Origin of the sequence: Rhodococcus sp. NPDC056960, from assembly GCF_042674125.1 — a bacterium.
Taxonomy (GTDB): domain Bacteria; phylum Actinomycetota; class Actinomycetes; order Mycobacteriales; family Mycobacteriaceae; genus Rhodococcus_F.
In genome coordinates this window covers 177,146-195,298 of sequence record NZ_JBHURF010000002.1, presented here as the reverse complement: position 1 = coordinate 195,298, position 18,153 = coordinate 177,146, and the positions used below count along the sequence as shown (strand labels likewise).

General features: G+C 67.7%; 16 protein-coding genes and 2 pseudogenes. 12 read left to right on the top strand and 6 right to left on the bottom strand.

The annotated features are described in order from the left end of the window. Positions 1–73: 73 nt before the first annotated feature. Complete coding sequence (locus ACFTWF_RS03945) at positions 74–403, top strand: VOC family protein (RefSeq protein ID WP_378459965.1); 330 nt, start codon at positions 74–76, stop codon at positions 401–403. A gap of 21 nt (positions 404–424) precedes the next feature. On the opposite strand, the gene ACFTWF_RS03940 is transcribed toward ACFTWF_RS03945, so the two are convergent. Further along, a complete protein-coding gene (locus ACFTWF_RS03940; protein ID WP_378459964.1) occupies positions 425–808 on the bottom strand; it encodes a nitroreductase family deazaflavin-dependent oxidoreductase in 384 nt (127 codons plus the stop codon). Between the two features lie 194 nt (positions 809–1,002). On the opposite strand from ACFTWF_RS03940, the pseudogene ACFTWF_RS03935 reads away from it, so the two are divergent. The 3 genes and pseudogenes from ACFTWF_RS03935 to ACFTWF_RS03925 all read left to right on the top strand — a co-directional run. After that, a pseudogene (locus ACFTWF_RS03935) lies at positions 1,003–1,083 on the top strand (hypothetical protein); the annotation flags it as partial. A 172-nt stretch (positions 1,084–1,255) separates the two neighbouring features. Beyond that, positions 1,256–1,456, top strand: a complete 201-nt coding sequence (locus ACFTWF_RS03930; RefSeq protein WP_378459963.1) for a recombinase family protein — start codon at positions 1,256–1,258, stop codon at positions 1,454–1,456. A 169-nt stretch (positions 1,457–1,625) separates the two neighbouring features. Beyond that, the gene (locus ACFTWF_RS03925) at positions 1,626–3,434 is read left to right on the top strand and encodes a zinc ribbon domain-containing protein (protein WP_378460203.1); all 1,809 of its coding nucleotides are present in this window, start codon (positions 1,626–1,628) and stop codon (positions 3,432–3,434) included. Here the strand turns inward: ACFTWF_RS03925 and ACFTWF_RS03920 are convergent. Beyond that, positions 3,427–4,635 carry a hypothetical protein gene (locus tag ACFTWF_RS03920; RefSeq protein ID WP_378459962.1) on the bottom strand — a complete coding sequence of 403 codons (1,209 nt, stop codon included), beginning with the start codon at positions 4,633–4,635 and terminating at the stop codon, positions 3,427–3,429. The two genes, ACFTWF_RS03925 and ACFTWF_RS03920, sit on opposite strands and share 8 nt — an antisense overlap. Positions 4,636–4,652: 17 nt before the next feature. Beyond that, positions 4,653–5,528 (bottom strand): annotated as a pseudogene (locus ACFTWF_RS03915) (ABC transporter ATP-binding protein); the annotation flags it as partial. Between the two features lie 68 nt (positions 5,529–5,596). Between ACFTWF_RS03915 and ACFTWF_RS03910 the strand changes: the two are divergent. The 7 genes from ACFTWF_RS03910 (at position 5,597) to ACFTWF_RS03880 (ending at position 14,589) form a co-directional block, all read left to right on the top strand. Further along, positions 5,597–6,238, top strand: a complete 642-nt coding sequence (locus ACFTWF_RS03910) for a dihydrofolate reductase family protein (RefSeq protein WP_378459961.1) — start codon at positions 5,597–5,599, stop codon at positions 6,236–6,238. Positions 6,239–6,453: 215 nt separating this feature from the next. After that, a complete protein-coding gene (locus ACFTWF_RS03905; protein ID WP_378459960.1) occupies positions 6,454–7,353 on the top strand; it encodes an NAD(P)-dependent oxidoreductase in 900 nt (299 codons plus the stop codon). After that, complete coding sequence (locus tag ACFTWF_RS03900; protein ID WP_378459959.1) at positions 7,350–8,810, top strand: aldehyde dehydrogenase family protein; 1,461 nt, start codon at positions 7,350–7,352, stop codon at positions 8,808–8,810. Before ACFTWF_RS03905 ends, ACFTWF_RS03900 begins: the two co-directional genes overlap by 4 nt. Positions 8,811–9,003: 193 nt before the next feature. Next, complete coding sequence (locus ACFTWF_RS03895; protein ID WP_378459958.1) at positions 9,004–10,440, top strand: amino acid permease; 1,437 nt, start codon at positions 9,004–9,006, stop codon at positions 10,438–10,440. A 69-nt stretch (positions 10,441–10,509) separates the two neighbouring features. After that, positions 10,510–11,868 (top strand): glycine hydroxymethyltransferase, encoded by a 1,359-nt coding sequence (locus ACFTWF_RS03890; protein ID WP_378459957.1) that lies wholly within the window; start codon positions 10,510–10,512, stop codon positions 11,866–11,868. After that, a complete protein-coding gene (locus ACFTWF_RS03885; RefSeq protein WP_378459956.1) occupies positions 11,868–13,280 on the top strand; it encodes an L-serine ammonia-lyase in 1,413 nt (470 codons plus the stop codon). Before ACFTWF_RS03890 ends, ACFTWF_RS03885 begins: the two co-directional genes overlap by 1 nt. A gap of 94 nt (positions 13,281–13,374) precedes the next feature. After that, positions 13,375–14,589 carry a PucR family transcriptional regulator gene (locus ACFTWF_RS03880; protein ID WP_378459955.1) on the top strand — a complete coding sequence of 405 codons (1,215 nt, stop codon included), beginning with the start codon at positions 13,375–13,377 and terminating at the stop codon, positions 14,587–14,589. Between the two features lie 36 nt (positions 14,590–14,625). Here ACFTWF_RS03880 and ACFTWF_RS03875 read toward each other — a convergent pair whose 3' ends face one another. Then, positions 14,626–15,309 (bottom strand): GntR family transcriptional regulator, encoded by a 684-nt coding sequence (locus tag ACFTWF_RS03875; protein WP_378459954.1) that lies wholly within the window; start codon positions 15,307–15,309, stop codon positions 14,626–14,628. Between the two features lie 161 nt (positions 15,310–15,470). Between ACFTWF_RS03875 and ACFTWF_RS03870 the strand changes: the two genes are divergently transcribed. Continuing rightward, a complete protein-coding gene (locus ACFTWF_RS03870; protein WP_378459953.1) occupies positions 15,471–16,169 on the top strand; it encodes a GntR family transcriptional regulator in 699 nt (232 codons plus the stop codon). Between the two features lie 54 nt (positions 16,170–16,223). On the opposite strand, the gene ACFTWF_RS03865 is transcribed toward ACFTWF_RS03870, so the two are convergent. Next, positions 16,224–16,514, bottom strand: a complete 291-nt coding sequence (locus ACFTWF_RS03865) for a hypothetical protein (RefSeq protein WP_378459952.1) — start codon at positions 16,512–16,514, stop codon at positions 16,224–16,226. Between the two features lie 96 nt (positions 16,515–16,610). Beyond that, a complete protein-coding gene (locus tag ACFTWF_RS03860; protein ID WP_378459951.1) occupies positions 16,611–18,134 on the bottom strand; it encodes an aldehyde dehydrogenase (NADP(+)) in 1,524 nt (507 codons plus the stop codon). Between the last annotated feature and the right edge of the window lie 19 nt (positions 18,135–18,153).

Sequence of the window (18,153 nt, the reverse complement as noted above, 5' to 3'; positions counted from 1 at the left end):
CGGGGCCTTCTAACGTAATGGACACAGTCGTCACGCGGTCGCCGATTCGACCGCCGTACCCGGAGGAGAAAACATGAGTGCCACCATCCGCAGCCTGGTGATCCCGGTATCCGACCTGGACGCCGCGAAGGCCGTCTACACCGCGCTGCTCGGTGCGCCGCACACCGACCAGCCCTACTACGTCGGCTACAACGTCGACGGCTTCGAGGTCGCCCTGAATCCGGGCGACGACAAGGGCGGACCGGTGGCCTTCGCCGACGTCGACGACCTCGACGCGACCCGCGAAACCCTGCTCGCGGCGGGTGCGACCGAGCGCAGCGCCCCGCGCCAGGTGGCACCCGGGGCGCGAGTGTGCGTGCTCGCCGACGCCGACGGAAACCCGATCGGGCTGCGAGGAGCGTGACCGGGCCGCGTCGGGTCTACGTCACTTCTTCTGTGGCTGCAGGTCGCACTGGAAGAACTCGGTGATCCCGAGGCGGCCCATCATCGCCGCGACGGGGCGGGGAAGTAGCGCTTCGGCATCGGCGCCGCGGAGTTGCGGATTGTGGATGGTGTAGGTCTTTCCTGCCCTGGTGATTTCACCGCCACCGGCGATGATGTTGCGCGCCCAGTTCGGGTTCTGGTTGTAGGCCAGGCCGACGACCACCCCGCTCTTCGTGCGGAATGCCTGCACGGGACTGCTGTAGGGGGTGCCGGAGCGGCGGCCGCGGTGATGGATCACCGCCAGCGGCGGCAGGTACGCGGCAAGGGGCCGCAGCACCGGATTGAGGTACTTCGGCAGTACGGCCATCTTCTCGGGCAGTGGCATCGATCTTCGTCCTTCTCGGGAATGGTGCAGGAGCACTCGTGGATTGGTGGGTGTCAGGGGATGTCGCGGCGCCGGAATCCGGCGAACCCGACAACGAGGAAACCAAGGGTGAACAGGCCCCAACTGTTACCGTAGTCCCTAATACTTCCTATCCCTTCCTATCCCTTCCTATCCCTTCCTGTTACTAGTGGATCATGCGCATCGGCGAGGCGGCGGCATACCTGAACATGTCGGTGGTGGGGGTCCGCAAGGCCGCGTCGGAGGGCCGGTTACCGTCTCGGCGTACAGGTTCCGGTCAGCGAGCCTTCGATCGGGAGGATCTCGACGTCTACCTGGGTCGACCTGCACCGGCGAGTGTTCGGGCGGACAGGGCGGAAGCGTTGTACTGCCGGGTGTCCGGCTCGACCGGTCAGGAATCCTCGCTCGCCAATCAGGAGAAGATGCTGCGTGAGAGTGCCACCGGCCACCGTGTACCGGGTCTACAAGGATCGTGGTTCAGGTCTGCGGGAGACCCGAGCGGGACTGAATCGGATGCTCGACGACGCAGCCAAGGGCCGGTTCACGGTGGTGCGAGTGGTGTGGCGGGATCGGCTGGCGCGATTCTCCGGTGGCGTGGATCGAACGTTACCTGTCGGTGGTCGGCGTTAAGGTCGAGGTGCTGCGTGAACATGGGGATAAGTCGCTGGTCGAGGAGCTGATGGATGACTTCATGGCAGTGCTCGCTTCATTTTCCGGCCGCTTCTACCCGTCGCGGTCGAAGCGGAATCAACGTCGACTTCCGGGCGATGCGGCAGCACGGTTGGAGATGGACTCACTGATGGCCGATGCCGGATTCACTGCGCCGCGGCAGTTCTCGTTCACCACCCGCCCCTACCTGGCGGTCGATGACATCACCGGTGAGCCGATCGGGCTCGACGACGTCGATGTTCGTGTCGGGTGGCTGCTCGACCTGATCTCGGGCGCCGAAGCGCAGATCCTGTCGCGGCTGTGGCAACCGGCCACCTTCGACGTCCTCACCGCCGGCGTGGACCGCCAGGGCCGCAAGCTCCCGATACAGGGCCATGTCGCCGCTGCCCGCCTCGGCTGGAACCCGCACTACCCGGACGGGCTCTACGTCCCCTCGCGTGTCACGCGAGTGGTGACCGCGCAGGCAGTAGGCACGTTGCGGACTCTGGCATACCGGGACACCGCGATCGCGTCGCTCTCTAAGCGGTTCGACCCGGCCACAGGCCGCATCGCCGCACCCACCGCAGCGGCGGAGTACCTCCCGGCCGGATACGCCCGGGGCGTGGTGCGGCAGCTCACCGCGCGCGCCCGCCGCGACGGCGACGCGGTGCCGGCCGGCCGGTTGCGGATCACCGACATGCAGGCACCACCGCAGACGAGCGCGATGGCCCGGCTGTCCGCAGCGGATCGGCAACTCGCACACCTCACCGTCACCGACGCTGTCATGACGTTGACGGTGAAACTCCCCACCACTCCCGCCCCGACAGGCCGTGCGCAGTGGCGACGAGTCCGGTTGACCGCCACCATCCCCGGGCACCTGCACGGCCGGCCGATCAGCGACTGGCACCTGCCGACCCTGGTCCTCGACAGGAAAGGCCTGTTGTGGCGGTGCGCGGCGACCGAACTCGTCCCCGCCGGTGACCTGGGATCGGCCACCGTCGCGGTGGGGGTCGATTGGTCCCCGGCCACGCTCGGTGCCGCCGCCATCACCACCCAGAACTCGGACGGGTTGTCCTCGGACTTTCGGGGTTGGACCTACGACGACCGCGGCCTCGGGATCAAACTGGCCCGCCTGCAGGCCGAGGAGCAGATGCTGCACCGCAAGGCCGCCCGGCTGCGCCGGCTTGCCGCGGCCGCCACACCCGAGGTCCGAGCGCAACTCGACGCGAAGATCGCCGTCCTCGACGCCCACCGCGAGGCGGTCGGTATCAAGCGCGGGAAGATCAACCGGGAACTGGGATTCCACTTCGCCCGCCAGGTCACCGACTACGCCACCGCGGCGGGCGCGCAGGTGATCGCGGTGGAAGACCTCAGCACCCTCGAAACCCGCGGGCACGGGCGCGTCAACAACAATCGGGCCGCGCAATCGGCCCGCCGCCAAGCCGTCGACGCTCTCACGCACACCACCGCCGGTGTCGGTGCGGTGGTGGTGTGCGTACCGGCACGCGGATCTTCCGCGTTGTGTCCGGGCTGCAATGAACCACTCTCTCGCCCCGGCGGTTACCACCGGGCATGGTGTGCGGGGTGCAAGGTTGGCGGAAACCGTGACCGTGTGGCGGCCGTGAACCTGGCCAAACGGGCATTGCTGGGACGCGGAAAAGCCGTTCGGAAGCGCGGCCGGAATCCGCAGATCCGGGTGATCGAGCATGCGCAGGTGCGCCGACGCCGCGACAAGATGTGTCCCACTCCGAGCAGGCCGCGGCACCGCCGGGTCCGACACAGTGCTCCCGCCGCGGCACCGCCGGTGGGGGTGAATCAGACAAAGACTGTTCCTGCGCCACAAGCGTCGGTGTGGGACACGGTCAAACCCGCAACACCGCAAGGTATTACGGGTAGCCGTGAAGTACATACATCTCCAACGCCAGCCACGTCAGTGGTAGGAAGTAGGAGATCTATGTAGACGCTGATCCAGAGCAGTCCGGACCAGTCCGGTGATCCCCCCGGCACGTTCGGGATGTGATAGAAGGGGCTGATTCCCAGCGCCCAGTCGGGCAGTTTGAAACTCGGCCCGAGCAGGGTGAGGACGAACGACGCCAGCACCCGAGCCAGGACGCCAGTTGCACGTGTGGGCGGGCTCCGATGACGGCGACAGACGGGCTGACGACGGTCCACACCGCGGGGACCGTCGCTGCCGCCTGCAGCACGGCGTCCCCGAAACTGATGCCGATGTCGGCGGGGGAGGCGAAGATTCCGATGACGATTCCCGCGATCAGGACGAACACTGCCGGTGCGACGAAGGCGACCGCGACGTTGCTTCCCAGGTAGCGACTGCGGCCGATCGCGGTGGCCAGCACGGGTTCGGTGCGATCGTCGAGTTCTTCGGCGCGGACGCGGTTGATCGTCTGCACTCCGGGGACCGAGGCGATGATCCCGATCAGGCTCAATATGGTGACGAGGAACTCGGCGACGAGCGCTGGCGGGGATGTCGCACCGGCGGCGAATACTCCGGCCATCGCGGGATTCGCGGCGAACAGGTCGTTCACCGAGCCGGTGAAGTACCCGAAGATCACGCCCAGTCCGATGAACGCCACCGTCCAGTAGATGACCGGCGCCGAGTTCAGTCGCACCGCCAGGCGCAACGGGGTGCGTGCGGCACCCTGCCGGGGCCCGGCCGCGGGGCGATCAGTCCCTGACCGAAGTCGCGACGTCTGCAGCCCGAACGCGACGGCGCCCATCACGATCGCGAATGCGATCCCGAGTAGCAGCGGCCACCAGTGGTTTCCGCTCGCCGGGCGGGTTTCCTGCACCCAGCCGAGCGGATTGATCCACGTGGTCCAGGCCGGCGCGCCGACCGAATACAGGAAACCGCGCAGGACGAACAACACGCCGAGGGCGCCGACGGCGATCGAACTGGCGGTCCTTGCGTCGGAGCCCACCTGGGCGGTGACCGCGGCGACGGTGGCGAACATCCACCCGGTGACGGTGAACCCCGCCCCCAGCAGCAGCGACGGTCCCCACCCACCGCCGCACAGCCCGGTCGCCACCGCGGCGACCACACCGACCGCCAGCGAGGCGATCACCGCCCACGGTGCGAAGGACCGGGCCTCGTTGGCGAGCGAGGCCCGCAGCAGCGGCGGGGTGCCGACGATCGCCGCCGCCATCGGGTGACCGCGCTTTCGTCGTCGCCTTCGTACAGTCGCAGGAGCAGGCTTTCCAGCGACGGCGGTGCGACCGTGAGCGAGCGCAGACCGCACGGGGTCAGCGCTTCCATCGCCTCGCCGATCCGGTCGGAATCGACCGACGCGGTCAGCCGGTTACCGTCGAACCGCACGTCCCGCAGCATCGACAGCCGCCCGGTGTCGGGAATCGTGTCCAGTTCGGCATGCACCGTGGTCCGGGTGTGCCCCCGCAATTCGGTCAGGGTGCCGGTCTCGACGATGGCGCCGTCGCGGATGATGCTCAACCGATCCGCCAGCGTCTCGACCTCCGCCATGATGTGACTGGACAGCAGCACGGTGGTGCCGCGGGCCTTCGCCTCGCCCACCACTTCCTGGAATACGTTCTCCATCAACGGATCCAGCCCAGACGTGGGTTCGTCGAGGATCAACAGCTCCACATCCGACGCCAGCGCGGCCACGATCGCCACCTTCTGCCGGTTGCCCTTCGAGTACTGGCGCCCGCGTTTCGTCGGGTCCAGTTCGAACCGCTCCAGCGGGTCCGCGCGGCGGGCTTCGTCGAGTCCGCCGCGGAGGGACCCGAGCAGGTCGATCGCCTCACCGCCGGTCATGCCCGGCCACAGCGACACGTCGCCGGGCACGTACGCCAGCCGGCGATGCAACTCGACCACGTCCCGCCACGGGTCGCCGCCGAGAAGTCGCACCGTGCCGGCGTCGGCGCTCAACAATCCCAGCAGCACCCGGATCGTCGTGGACTTGCCGGCGCCGTTCGGACCGAGGAACCCGTGCACCTGCCCCCGTTCGACCTGAAGGTCCAGACCCCGGAGTGCCCCTCCTGCCCGGCGAAGGCGCACCCTGACGCACCGGAAGCGGAGCACACGATGAGTTTCGCGGACGCGGGGAGTCTGAACCTCTACATTGATCATCTGACGGGCGGGAGAATCGAATGACACAGCTACTACGGGTACAGAACTTCGGCGTGTCGAGCGACGGCATCGGTGCCGGTGAGCATCAGAGTCTCGAGAATCCGTTCGGCCTCGACCACAGCGGGATGTTCGCCTGGGCCGGGGCCACGGCCAGCTGGCCCATGCGCACCGACCCGGGTGGAAGCCGGGGTCTGGACGACTACTTCACCCGCGACTACCCGCGCAACATCGGCGCCGAAATCATGGGCCGCAACAAGTTCGGGCCCTACCGGGGACCGTGGAAGGATCTCGAATGGCAGGGCTGGTGGGGAGACGAACCCCCGTTCCACACCCCGGTGTTCGTGATGACCCACCACACCCGCCCCTCCCTCACGCTGTCCGACACCACGTTCCATTTCGTCGAGGGCGACCCGGCCACCGTCCTCGAACAGGCGCGGGAGGCGGCTGACGGCAAGGATGTCCGGCTGGGCGGCGGAGTCACCACCATCCGGCAATTCCTCGACGCCGATCTCGTCGACACCATGCACGTGGTGGTCTCACCGGTCACATACGGATCCGGGCTGCGCCTGTGGGAGTCACCCGAGGAACTGCTCGACCGCTTCCACCTCGACGTCGTACCCAGCCCGAGCGGGGTCGTCCACCACCTGTTCTGGCGCAAGTAGTAGGACAGGGGCCCACTCTGCTCGTCCTCGACCCACCCGGCTCCCGCAGTCGCGTCCCCGCGCACTGAACTGCGGTTTTCTACATTTGTAGGGCAAGTTCTCCGGATCTCTCATCATTTGCAGGTCGTGACCCAGCTCACGCATTCCTAGTGTTGACGTCGTAGCAAAGACGTCCTCGCGAATCGGCGAGAAACACTTTTCGATAGGAGCATGTGATGACTTCCACCGTTGGCTTTGTGGGCCTCGGGAACATCGGCAGCCGGGTGATCGCGCATCTGGTGAAGGCGGGTCACGACGTCGCGGTGTACGACCTGAACACGGTCGCGGTCGAAGCCGCCGTCGCGCTCGGTGCCCGCTCGGTCGCGTCGCCCGCCGAAGCGGCGACCGAGGCGACGGCGCTGTTCCTGAGCCTGCCGACCCCGCCGATCGTCGAGGGCGTGGTCGCCGAGGTTCTGCAGCAGGACAACCCGGGTCTGATCATCGTCGACCACAGCACCATCGACCCGGACACCTCTCGCCGTCTGGCACAGGACGCGCTGGCTGCCGGGGCGAGCTTCCTCGACGCTCCGGTCAGCGGCGGCGTGCAGGGCGCAGAGGCCGGCACCCTCGCGGTGATGATCGGCGGCGACGAAGCGTCGGTGAAGAAGGTCGTCCCGCTGGTGGAAACCTACGCGGGCAACATCTTCCACGTCGGACCCTCCGGAAGCGGCCAGGCGATCAAACTCGCCAACAACCAGATCACCGCCGCCAACATCGTCGCCCTCGGCGAGGGCCTCAGCAGCGCCGTCGCCGCCGGGGTCGACCTCGACACCGCGGTCGCCGTGCTGACGAAGAGCTCGAGCAACAGCAACGTGCTGAGCAACTACTTCCCCAAGACACTGTTCACCGAGGACCGGCCGACCGGGTTCGCGCTCGACTTCATGCACAAGGACCTCGGCCTGTTCCTGGACTCCGCCGGCAAGGCCAAGCTCCCCACGCCGGTGACCAGCCTGGTCCGTGACCTGTTCAGCATCGGCCGGCGCGACGGCCGCGGCGGCAAGGACTTCACCAGCGTCGTCGAGTTCTACGAAGACTTCACCGGCATCCGCCTGCAGACGAAGGGAAACAACCAGTGAGCACCCCCACCCTGACCACCGCCACCAAGGTCGCTCAGCTCATCGGCGGCGAATGGGCCGCATCCGACTCGGGTAACTGGATCGAGGTCGAAAACCCGGCCCGCCGTGAGGTTCTCGCCCTGGTTCCCGAGTCCGGCGAATCCGACGTCAACCGCGCGGTCGCCGCGGCGAAGGCCGCTTTCGGACCGTGGAAGGCCCTGCCCGCCCGCGAGCGCGGCGCCCTGCTGATCAAGATCGGCGACAAGATCGCCGAGAACGCCGAAGAGCTCGCCCGGATCATCGCCTCGGAGACCGGTAACGCGTTGCGCACGCAGGCCCGCGGTGAAGCGGCCAGCGGCGCGGACATCTTCCGCTTCTACGGTCAGATCGCCTCCGAGCAGAAGGGGGAGACCCTGCCGTTCGGGGAGAACCTGGTCAGCTACACGGTCCGGGAACCCATCGGTGTCGTCGGCGCGATCGTGCCATGGAACGCCCCGGTCACCCTGTCGTCACTGAAGATCGCGATGGCCTTGGCGATGGGCAACACTCTCGTCCTCAAGACCGCCGAACTCGCACCGCTGGCCGTCTTGAAGTTGGCGGAGTGGGCGCACGACGTTCTGCCTGCCGGCGTGCTCAACGTGCTGACCGGTTCGGGCATGAAGGTCGGTGTGCCACTGTCGAAGCACCCTGATGTGGCGAAGCTGACCTTCACCGGTTCCACCGGCGTCGGCAAGGAGATCCTCGCCGCCGCGGCGGACCGGATCGTCCCGGTCACCCTCGAACTCGGCGGCAAGTCGCCGGCGATCGTGTTCCCCGACTCCGATGACGACGCCACCGTCGACGGCGTGATCGCCGGCATGCGGTTCACCCGCCAGGGCCAGTCGTGCACTGCGGGCTCGCGCCTCTACTTGCACGAGGACATCTTCGAATCGTTCCTCGAGAAGCTGAAGAACAAATTGGCCACGTTCAAGATCGGCGATCCCCTGGACGAGGCGACCGACATCGGTGCGATCGTCAGCGAGAAGCAGTTCGACACCGTCTGCCGCTACATCACTTCCGGGATCGAACAGGGCGGCACCGTCATCACCGGCGGGCCGGAACGACCGTTCGAGGGCGACGGTTTCTTCGTCTCCCCCACCGTGATCACCGGCGCCGGCCCCGACTGGGACATCACCCGCGAAGAGGTCTTCGGCCCCGTCCTGGTGGTCATTCCGTGGAACGACGAGGACGAGGTCGTCGCCGCCGCAAACGACAGCGCCTACGGGCTCGCCGGCTACGTGTGGGCCAAGGACATCACCAAGGCCATCCGCACAGCGAACGCCCTCGAGGTCGGCTGGATTCAGATCAATCGCGGTGGCGGCCAGCTGCCCGGCATGTCCTACGGCGGCATCAAGCAGTCCGGCCTCGGCCGCGAGTACTCCATCGACGGTGCGCTCGAAAGCTTCACCCAGGTCAAGAACATCACCATCGCGGTCTGACCCCGCCTCTCCCGGCGCCGTCACGCGGCGGCGTCGGGAGACCCCGAACTGCACGGCAGAACCCACCTCGGGCGTCCTCGGACACGCGCACCTTCTCACGGCCGTTCCGACCCCCAGCTAGAGCCACCGAGCGACGCCCGGCACCCCACGGTGTCACGGCCGTCCTCGCCGACCCTGGAAACAAGGACCCACCATGACAGTCCACAGTTCGCACGAACAGTTGAACGAGGACGGCCTCGCACAAGGCCTGAACAAACGACATATCCGGATGATCGCCATCGGCGGCGCCATCGGAGTCGGGCTCTTCCTCGGCTCGGGCAAGGGCATCTCCTACGCCGGTCCCGCCCTGATCGGCGTCTACGCCGTCACCGGCGTGTTCATCTTCATCATCATGCGCGCTCTCGGCGAGCTGCTGATGTACCGGCCCGTCACCGGCTCCTTCGCCGAGTACGCACGCGAATTCCTGGGCCCTGCCTACGGTTTCATTACCGGCTGGGGGTACTGGATCACCTGGACGATCATCGGGATGGCCGAGATCACCGCCGCGGGCATCTTCGTGAAATTCTGGTTCCCGGCGATGCCCCAGTACCTGACCGCCCTCATCGCGCTGATTGCGTTGGTGTTCCTGAATCTGGCCAAGGTCGGATTCTTCGGTGAGGCCGAATTCTGGTTCGCCTCCATCAAAGTCCTCACCATCGTCGCCCTCATTGCAGGCGGAATCTTCGCCCTCGTCTTCGACGTCGGCAAGGCCGGCCAGGAAGGTGGTATCAACAACCTCTGGGATCACGGTGGCATCGCCCCGCACGGTCTGCTCGCCGTTCTGCTCGCCTTCCAGATCGTGGTCTTCTCCTACCAGGGCGTCGAACTGATCGGCATGACCGCCGCCGAGACGAAGGACCGCGCCACGGTCCTGCCCAAGGCGATCAATTCCATTCCGTGGCGGATCGGCATCTTCTACGTCGGCACGCTGATCGTGCTGCTCTCGCTCTTCCCGTGGGATCAGTTCAACGCCGACTCCAGCCCATTCGTGAAGGGATTCACCCAGATTGGGCTGCCCGCCGCCGCCAGCATCATGAATTTCGTGGTCCTCGCCTCCGCGTTGTCCTCGTGCAGCGCCGGTCTGTACAGCAACGGCCGCCTGCTCAAGAAACTCGCCACCGACGGGGTGGCCCCGAAGATCTTCGAGAAAACCAACCGCGGCCACGTCCCGGCGCCCGCGATCATCGCGTCGGGCTCACTGATGCTCGTCGGGGTCGCGATCAACGCCATCGTTCCCGAGAAGGCGTTCTCGTACATCTCCGCGGTCGCCACCCTCGGTGCCATCTGGTCCTGGGGCGTCATCGTCGCCTGCCACCTCGTCTACCGCCGACGGGTCGAACGCGGTGAACTGCCCGCCAGCACCTTCCGTCTTCCGCTCGCAACGCCGCTGTGCTGGGCCACCCTCGCCTTCCTGACCGCGGTCACCGTCCTGCTCGCCTTCGACGAAGGCCAACGCATCGCCCTTTACGCGCTCCCGATCTGGGCCGTCGTGCTCCTCGCCGGCTACTACCTGTCCACCCGCCGGACCGCGGCAACACCCCTGGTCGACGGCGCACCGGCCGACGACGACTCGCCCGCGCTCCATCACTGACACCGACAGGCCGCACCCGCTCGGCGGGTGCGGCCCGCGTACCGTCCGATAATCGAGGAGATCGACCGCATGACATCCCGTTCGCTCATCGCCCCGTGGGCATCGCCGATCGCTCAGGACCGTCTGTCGGCCCTCGAACAGCAGCACACCGAGAACACGACCGCGCAGGTCGTCGAGTCGGTGAACCGGTCGCTGGCCGAATACCACCACCGCATCGACGACGGCATCGTCCTCTACGCCGGCACCAACGTGCTCTCCCCGAACGTCACGGCCGCACACGACACCGCCCTGTCGACGCGGCCCGCGCTGGGGTGGCCGGGAGAGAAGGTGCAGACGGCGGTCCAGGAGATCGAGCACCTCGAGGTCGTCGCCGCCCGGCAGGTCGCCGCCTCGATGCGCGGCACCTACGCCGAGGTGAGGTACCTGACCGCGACGATGGCCAACCTGGCCGCCTACATCGCGTTCACCGAACCCGGTGACACCATCGCCGTGCTGTCCCCGGAATCCGGGGGCCACGCCAGCCACCAACAGGTCCTCGGCACCGCGGGCATTCGTGGACTGACCGTCGAGCACTTGCCGTACTCGCCGAGCGCTTTCGACCTCGACGCGGGGGAGATCGGGGACTTCATCGGGCGGGTTCGCCCAACCTTGATCGTGATCGGTGGCAGCGTCACCCTTTTCCCGCACGATCTGGCCCCGGTCCGGGAGGCGGCGGACGGTGTCGGGGCGGTGGTGCTGTACGACGCCTCGCACACCGCCGGCCTGATCGCAGCCGGCTACTACCAGGATCCCCTCGCCGAGGGCGCCGACGTGGTGACCTTCTCGACCTACAAGACCTACGCAGGGCCCGCCGGCGGCGCCGCGGTCACCAACTCCGCCGAGTACGCCGAACGCCTCGCCGAGGCCGCCTATCCGACGATGCTCTCGAACTACGACCCGGCCCGACTCGGGCCACTCGCGATCGCCGCCCGCGAAGCCGTCGAGCAGTCCCCGGCATGGGCCGCAGCCACGATCGAATACGCGGGTGAACTGGCCGCGAACCTCAACGCGCGGGGTCTCGTCGTCGCAGGCCGCCGACGCGGTTACACCCGCAGCCATCAGGTCGTCATCGACGCGCAGGCACTCGGGGGCGGGCCCGCCGCGGCGCGCCGCCTCGAGGCCGTCGGTCTGTACGCCGGCGCATGCCGCCTGCCCTGGCAGACACCCGACAGCGCCCCCGAGGGCATCCGGCTGGGCGTGCAGGAATTCATCCGCCGCGGCGCCGGATACGACACGGTGACAACGCTTTCCGGCCTGATCCACCGTTCGTTGACCGGCGCGGGCGGAGGGACCCTGATCTCCGAAACCCGGCAGTTGCGGAGCATCGTCGACACCGACCTGTGGGGCCGTGAGACCGTCGGGGCGCCCGCAGAATGGAGCGCCGTCTGATGCCGATCAGCGCGTTCGACCTGTTCTCCATCGGAATCGGACCGTCCAGCTCCCACACCGTCGGACCCATGCGTGCCGGCGCCATGTTCGTCGAGGAGGTCGAGAATCGTCTCGACCTGCGGACGATCACCCGTCTCGAGGTCGACCTCTACGGTTCCCTCGCGGCCACCGGCCGCGGACACGGCACCCTCGGCGCGACATTGCTCGGTCTGGAAGGCAACGCGCCCGAAACGATCGACCCCCACTACGCCCGCAACCGGGTCACCACGATCGACGCCGACCGCCGCCTCGCGCTCGGCGGGGCGAAGCACCTCACATTCGGCACCGAGTCCATCGGCATGCACCCGCTGACCATCAAGGACCGGCACACCAACACCATCCGATTCGCCGTCCACACCGACCCGGCCGCCGCCGACCACACCGCCGCACAGCTCGCGGCCGCCACGCCGGCCCACGAGGCGGTGTACTACTCGGTCGGCGGTGGCTTCGTCGAACGCGAAGGCCGGAATGCCACCGCCGGCGCCTCGCCGTCCGTGCCGCTGCCCTTCCGCACCGGTGCGGAACTGCTCGAGATCTGCGAGCGGGAGAACCTGTCGATCAGCGATGTCATGTGGCGCAACGAAACTGCGCATCGCAGTCCGGAACAGGTACGCACCGGGCTGCTCACGATCTGGCGGGCGATGGCCGATTCGATCCACCACGGATTCACCGCCGACGGATATCTACCGGGGAGCCTGCGGGTGAAGCGCCGCGCCCCCGAGTTCTACCGTCGCCTCACCGCGCGCGACCGCGGAATCGACCACACCGATTCGATGGACTGGCTCAACGTCGCCGCGATGGCGGTCAACGAGGAGAACGCCGCCGGGGGCCGGATCGTCACCGCCCCCACCAACGGGGCCGCCGGCATCGTCCCGGCCGTGCTGTTCTGGGCGCTGCGCTACCTGCCCGGCCTCGACGAGACCCCCGCGAGAAACGCCGCCGTCGTGAAATATCTGCTCACCGCCGCCGCCGTCGCCGTGCTCTACAAGGAGCGAGCCTCCATCTCCGGCGCCGAGGTGGGCTGCCAGGGCGAGGTCGGCTCCGCCTGCTCGATGGCCGCCGGTGCCCTCGCCGAACTCCTCGGCGCCACCCCCGCCCAGGTCGAGAACGCCGCCGAGATCGGTATCGAACACAACCTCGGCCTGACGTGCGACCCGATCGGCGGACTCGTGCAGATTCCCTGCATCGAACGCAACGCCATCGCCGCCGTCAAGGCCGTCAACGCCGCGAAGATGGCGTTGCACGGCGACGGCACCCACCGCGTGAGCCTCGACCAGGCGATCGAAACGATGCGGCAGACCGGCATGGACATGCACGCCAAGTACAAGGAAACCTCGCAGGGTGGGCTCGCCGTCAACGTCCCCGAATGCTGACCGACCCGACGAACGAGCACCACCGGGATTCGACGACGCGAACCCGTGGTCCCGGGTCGCGCACCGAACAACGTGCGAGGCGGATGATGAGACGGTGAGTGAACGAGAGATCCAGGCAGCGATCGACGAGATCGCCGACGCGTTGCATACCGGCGCATCCCTCGACGACCTCACCGGTCGGCTCGTCGCCTACAGCGCCCAGCACGGCCGCGCCGACGACGCCCGGGTCCGGGCGCTGCTCAACCGTGAGGTCCCCGAAGACATCCGGGAGTGGGAATCCCGGCACGGCACCGGTACCGCGGTCGAACCGTTGATCGTCCGCGCCAACCGCGACCTGAAGATGGAGGCGCGGATCTGCGTTCCCCTGATCCACCGCGGCGTGCGCACCGGACTCCTCTACGTCATCGATCCCCTCGTCGAGGAGCACCCGGACCGCGTCGCCGCAACCGTCGACATCATCCGGGTCCAGGTCGACCTCCTCGCGGCCGTCCTCTACGAGATGGCCTCGCCGCACCTCGACGAGCGGCATCAGCGCGAAGTCGAGTTCTTCGCGGCGTGCCAAGGCGAACCCGCCGCCCTGGCATCGGTGGCCGCGTGGGCGGGACTGCGGTCGACCCTGTCGTTGCGCCTGGCCGTGTCGATCTTCACCACCGGCTCCGATGTCACGGAGGTCTCCGAAACGCAGGCCGCACAGGTGCGACTTGCCAGCCAGCAGACCGTGTCCCGGTACCCCAGTGTGATCGCCGGAGCCGTGCAGGACACCCATTCCGTGGTATTGCTGCGTCCGGACAACGAAGCCAACGCCGCGCTGCACCTGCATCAACGCCTCGCCTCGGCATCGGGAGCCGGACGCCCCGGGGACAATCGTCGCGAACGTCTCTACACCGGTGTCGCAGAAAACCTCCGGTCTGCCGACGAACTCCCCGAGGCCTACCGGCGCGCTGTCATCGCCGCTCAGACCGCGGCTGTCGAGCCGGAATCGGGCACCATCGCGTCCTGGGAAACGATCGGACCCTACCGTCTCATCGCGACCCGAATGCGCACCGACGGAACCGTTTCCGACCTGCTCGAATCCCTCATCGGCGCCGATACCACCGGCGACCTCGTCGGCACCCTGGAGGTGTTCTACGACAAGGGCGACAACGTGCAAGCCGTCGCCGACACCCTGCACCTGCACCGCACCAGTCTCTATTACCGGATCAACAAGATCCGCGACATCCTCGGTGTCGATCCCCTCAACGGCGCCACCCGACTCGAACTACACCTCGCCCTCAAAGCACGCCGCTGGAACCGCCGTCCGCGGATCTGACGCGCGACGTCCTCACGGAGGACGATTCGGGGAATGTCAGCGCGCGGCCTCGCCGGCGGTCTGACCGCCGGCGTTCTGCGGTTCGACTCCCGGTGACTCGTGGATGTGGTGTCGCAGTGCGGTCCGGATCTCGTCGATGTCTCCGCGGCGGATGATCTCGACCAGTTCCTCGTGCACACCCGAGACGTCTCGCGGGTCGAGGAAGGCGCTGTGATCGGCGACGAAGAACAGCCGCAGTCTCGATTCCCAGGTCCGCCAGAGGCCCGCGAGGAGATTGTTTCCGCACTTCTCGTAGAAGTAGCCGTGGAAGGCCAGGTGCGATTCGATCTGCGCGCTGGCGTCGCCGTCGGCAGTGGCCTGGTTGAGCCGGGTGAGGATGTCGACGACCTCCTGCCAGTGCTGCGGCTCGAGGCGGGGGAGCGCCTGCTCGATCACGTACGGCTCGACGACCACTCGCACGGCCGCGATCTCCGCGATGGTTTCCGGGGGCACTGCCGAGACGAAGGCGCCTTTGAAGGCGACCTTCTCGACCAGGCCCTCTTCCTCGAGGCGGCTGAGGGCCTCCCGCAGCGGCGACCGGCTGATGCCCATGTCCGTGGCGATGTGGGCCTCGCGGAGTTGACTTCCCGTGGGCAGCGTCCCGTCGAGAATGGCCGCCCGGATCTGCAGGTAGGCCGCGGTGGCGTTCTTCTGGTGTCCCAATGGCACGAACACAGACATGCGCGGCCCCTTCGTCGACAATGAACTAACAGAGTATGACAGGCGGTCCCGGGGAGCGAGACCCTGGTATTTTTCGGCATTCACGCTACTATTGTCGACAAAGAGCAATATTGGCGTTCGTCGTCGAATCGGACTCGGCGCCTGCACGGAAGGGCAACGCGATGACTCTGACCGCGAATCGAGCGCAGGTCGCTGGAGTGGGACGACGAGACGACGCGAACATCTCGCTCGGGCCGATCGAAAATCGCACCACGCCCCGGACGGTCGCGAACGTCCTGCGCACGGCGATCCTGGACGGCACCCTGTCACCGGAGAGTCCGCTTCGAGAAGCACGCATCGCGTCGGATCTCGGCGTCAGCCGCGCACCACTGCGCGAAGCGCTGGGCATCCTCGCCGACGAAGGCCTGGTCGACAAGATTGCCTACAAGGGTGCCTACGTGGCCGAGGCCAACGCGAAAAAGATCGCCCAGATCGCCGGTCTGCGGAAACGGCTGGAGCCGTTCGCTATCGAGTTGGCGATGCCGAGACTGGCCGGCGGTGGCCGGACCAGGGTCGTGCACGCCCTGCAGGAGATGTCGCGCGGCGCCGACGGCGCGAACCTGGCGATGACCATCGAGGGGCACATGAGCTTCCATCGCGCCTTCTACGAACTCTCCGAACACGACCTGCTGATCGATCTGTGGCACAGCTGGGAGGGGCAGCTTCAGCTGTTCCTCTCCGTCGATCACCAGTCGTTCGCCAACCTGCACGACGTGGTCGCCGAGCACGAGCGGCTGCTGGCCATCATCGATACCGGCGACCTGGAGGCCATCGCGCTCGAGATGGACCGCCACGTCCACGACCAGATCGAGGCCGGATAGACGTCGACGCTCGGTCGGTGATCGCTCCGGAGACGCTACCCGGATCCTCGCCGTTCACAGAAATGCAATCAGGGGAACCAGAGCGATCGCGGAGGCGATGATCCCTGCGACTCCGGCGACGACTCCCAGCAGGGCACGCAGAGAAGCGGCCTCGTCGTCGGCGACCGCCGGCCGCAGCGTGGCCAGAGCCCCGCAGGCGACCGCGCCCAACCCCAAGGCGAAGCCGAGTCCGAACACCCAGAACGCCCCGATGGACAGCACTCCCATCAGGATCGACACCGAGGGCAGGCGTGAACCACGTCTCCCGTATCGCGCGGAACTCGGGTGGTGAGGCGCAGGCCTCATGATCCTCCTTCACGCGGTTGATAATTCGGGTCGCGTCGCCCCGGGCAGACGGCGCGCGCGAGGATGCCTCGACACATCCTCGCGCGCGTCGGCTACCTAGCGCACCGCGGCGCGGAGTTCGCCGTCGATCCGGCGCGGGATGGCGGTGTAGCCGTCCCGGAGTTCTTCGGGAAGAACAGCTTCCGGCGCGTTCTGGTAGGTGATCGGACGGATGAACCGGCGGATCGCGGTGGCCCCGACGGAGGTGTGCAGCGAGTTCGTCGACGGCCACGGTCCGCCGTGGGTCTGGGCCCAGGACACCGCCACACCGGTGGGGAATCCGTCGAAGACGATGCGGCCGGCGCGCGCCGAGGCGAGCGTCGTCAGCGCGGAGACGAGGGTGCTTTCGCCGTCGGAGACGTGCAACGTCGCGGTCAGCGAGGACGGGAACGTGTCGAATACCTGTGCCGCAGCCTCTTCCGTCTTCTCCGGGTTGTACCGGGCGATGACGGCCACGGGCCCGAAGACCTCGTGCACGATGGTGTGGTCGAGTTCGTCGAGCGTGGTCTCGAAGAGCATGGGCGTCACCGCGAATCCGGTGCCGGAGTCGGCGGGCGCCTTCAGCGCCCGGAGGTCGGCCCGCCCGTCGAGAGTGGCGGTTTCCTCGGTGTAGGTGGTGAAGATGCGCTCGTTGAGCAGGACATGCCCCTGCGCGGCGGCCAGCGCATCCCGCGCGGCCTCGATCAGCCGGTCACCGGCTTCACCGGTGGGCACCAGCACGAAACCCGGCTTGGTGCACAGCTGCCCGGACCCGACGGTGAACGAGGTGACGAGCCCGGTCCCGATATCGGCGCCGCGCTCGGTCGCGGCACCCGGCGTGATGATGACCGGGTTGAGGCTGCTGAGTTCGCCGTAGAACGGGATCGGCTCCTCACGACCGCCGATGATCTCGAGCAGCGCCTTGCCGCCCGACAGCGAGCCGGTGAACCCGACCGCCTTGATCGCGGGGTGGGCCACCAGCCGCGCCCCACCCTGGGTGCCGAAGACGATCCCGATGACGCCCTCCGGTGCCGCGCTCGCATCGAGCACGGACTTCAGGATCTCGTAGGACAGCTGGGAGGTGGCGGGGTGCGATCCGTGCGCCTTGACGATCACCGGCGATCCCGCTGCCAGCGCGGACGCGGTGTCGCCGCCGAGCACGGAGAACGCGAACGGGAAGTTGCTCGCCCCGAACACGGCCACGGCGCCGATCGAGGTGAGGATCCGGCGCAGGTCCGGGCGCGGACCCATCGGGGTCTCGGCGGCTGGGTCGATGGTCGCTTCGAGGTAGCTGCCTTCGCGGAGCACGTCGGCGAAGAAGCGGAACTGGAACGCGGTGCGGGTCAGCTCACCGCCGAGCTTCACCTCACCGAATCCGGTCTCCCGTGAAGCGGTTTCGATCAGGTCGCTGCGCCGCCGCTCCACCTCGTCGGCGATCGCGTCGAGGATCTCGGCGCGGGTGCCACGGCTGAGCGACGCGAACGCCGCGGCCACGTCGTCGGCGGCACGGGCGAGCGCGTCGACCTGGTCGGCGGAGGTGATTTCGGCGACGGGGGGAAGTGCGTCGCCGGTTCGGGGGTCGGTGCCCGCGATCATGGTCATGGGGTTCCTTTCGTGGTGA

Coding starts and splice junctions, on each gene's coding strand:
- ACFTWF_RS03925 (WP_378460203.1), top strand. CDS start 1,626: ATGGCCGATGCCGGATTCACTGCGCCGCGGCAGTTCTCGTTCACCACC.
- ACFTWF_RS03875 (WP_378459954.1), bottom strand. CDS start 15,309: ATGTCTGTGTTCGTGCCATTGGGACACCAGAAGAACGCCACCGCGGCC.
- ACFTWF_RS03870 (WP_378459953.1), top strand. CDS start 15,471: ATGACTCTGACCGCGAATCGAGCGCAGGTCGCTGGAGTGGGACGACGA.
- ACFTWF_RS03940 (WP_378459964.1), bottom strand. CDS start 808: ATGCCACTGCCCGAGAAGATGGCCGTACTGCCGAAGTACCTCAATCCG.
- ACFTWF_RS03905 (WP_378459960.1), top strand. CDS start 6,454: ATGACTTCCACCGTTGGCTTTGTGGGCCTCGGGAACATCGGCAGCCGG.
- ACFTWF_RS03945 (WP_378459965.1), top strand. CDS start 74: ATGAGTGCCACCATCCGCAGCCTGGTGATCCCGGTATCCGACCTGGAC.
- ACFTWF_RS03865 (WP_378459952.1), bottom strand. CDS start 16,514: ATGAGGCCTGCGCCTCACCACCCGAGTTCCGCGCGATACGGGAGACGT.
- ACFTWF_RS03895 (WP_378459958.1), top strand. CDS start 9,004: ATGACAGTCCACAGTTCGCACGAACAGTTGAACGAGGACGGCCTCGCA.
- ACFTWF_RS03890 (WP_378459957.1), top strand. CDS start 10,510: ATGACATCCCGTTCGCTCATCGCCCCGTGGGCATCGCCGATCGCTCAG.
- ACFTWF_RS03910 (WP_378459961.1), top strand. CDS start 5,597: ATGACACAGCTACTACGGGTACAGAACTTCGGCGTGTCGAGCGACGGC.
- ACFTWF_RS03885 (WP_378459956.1), top strand. CDS start 11,868: ATGCCGATCAGCGCGTTCGACCTGTTCTCCATCGGAATCGGACCGTCC.
- ACFTWF_RS03920 (WP_378459962.1), bottom strand. CDS start 4,635: ATGGCGGCGGCGATCGTCGGCACCCCGCCGCTGCTGCGGGCCTCGCTC.
- ACFTWF_RS03860 (WP_378459951.1), bottom strand. CDS start 18,134: ATGACCATGATCGCGGGCACCGACCCCCGAACCGGCGACGCACTTCCC.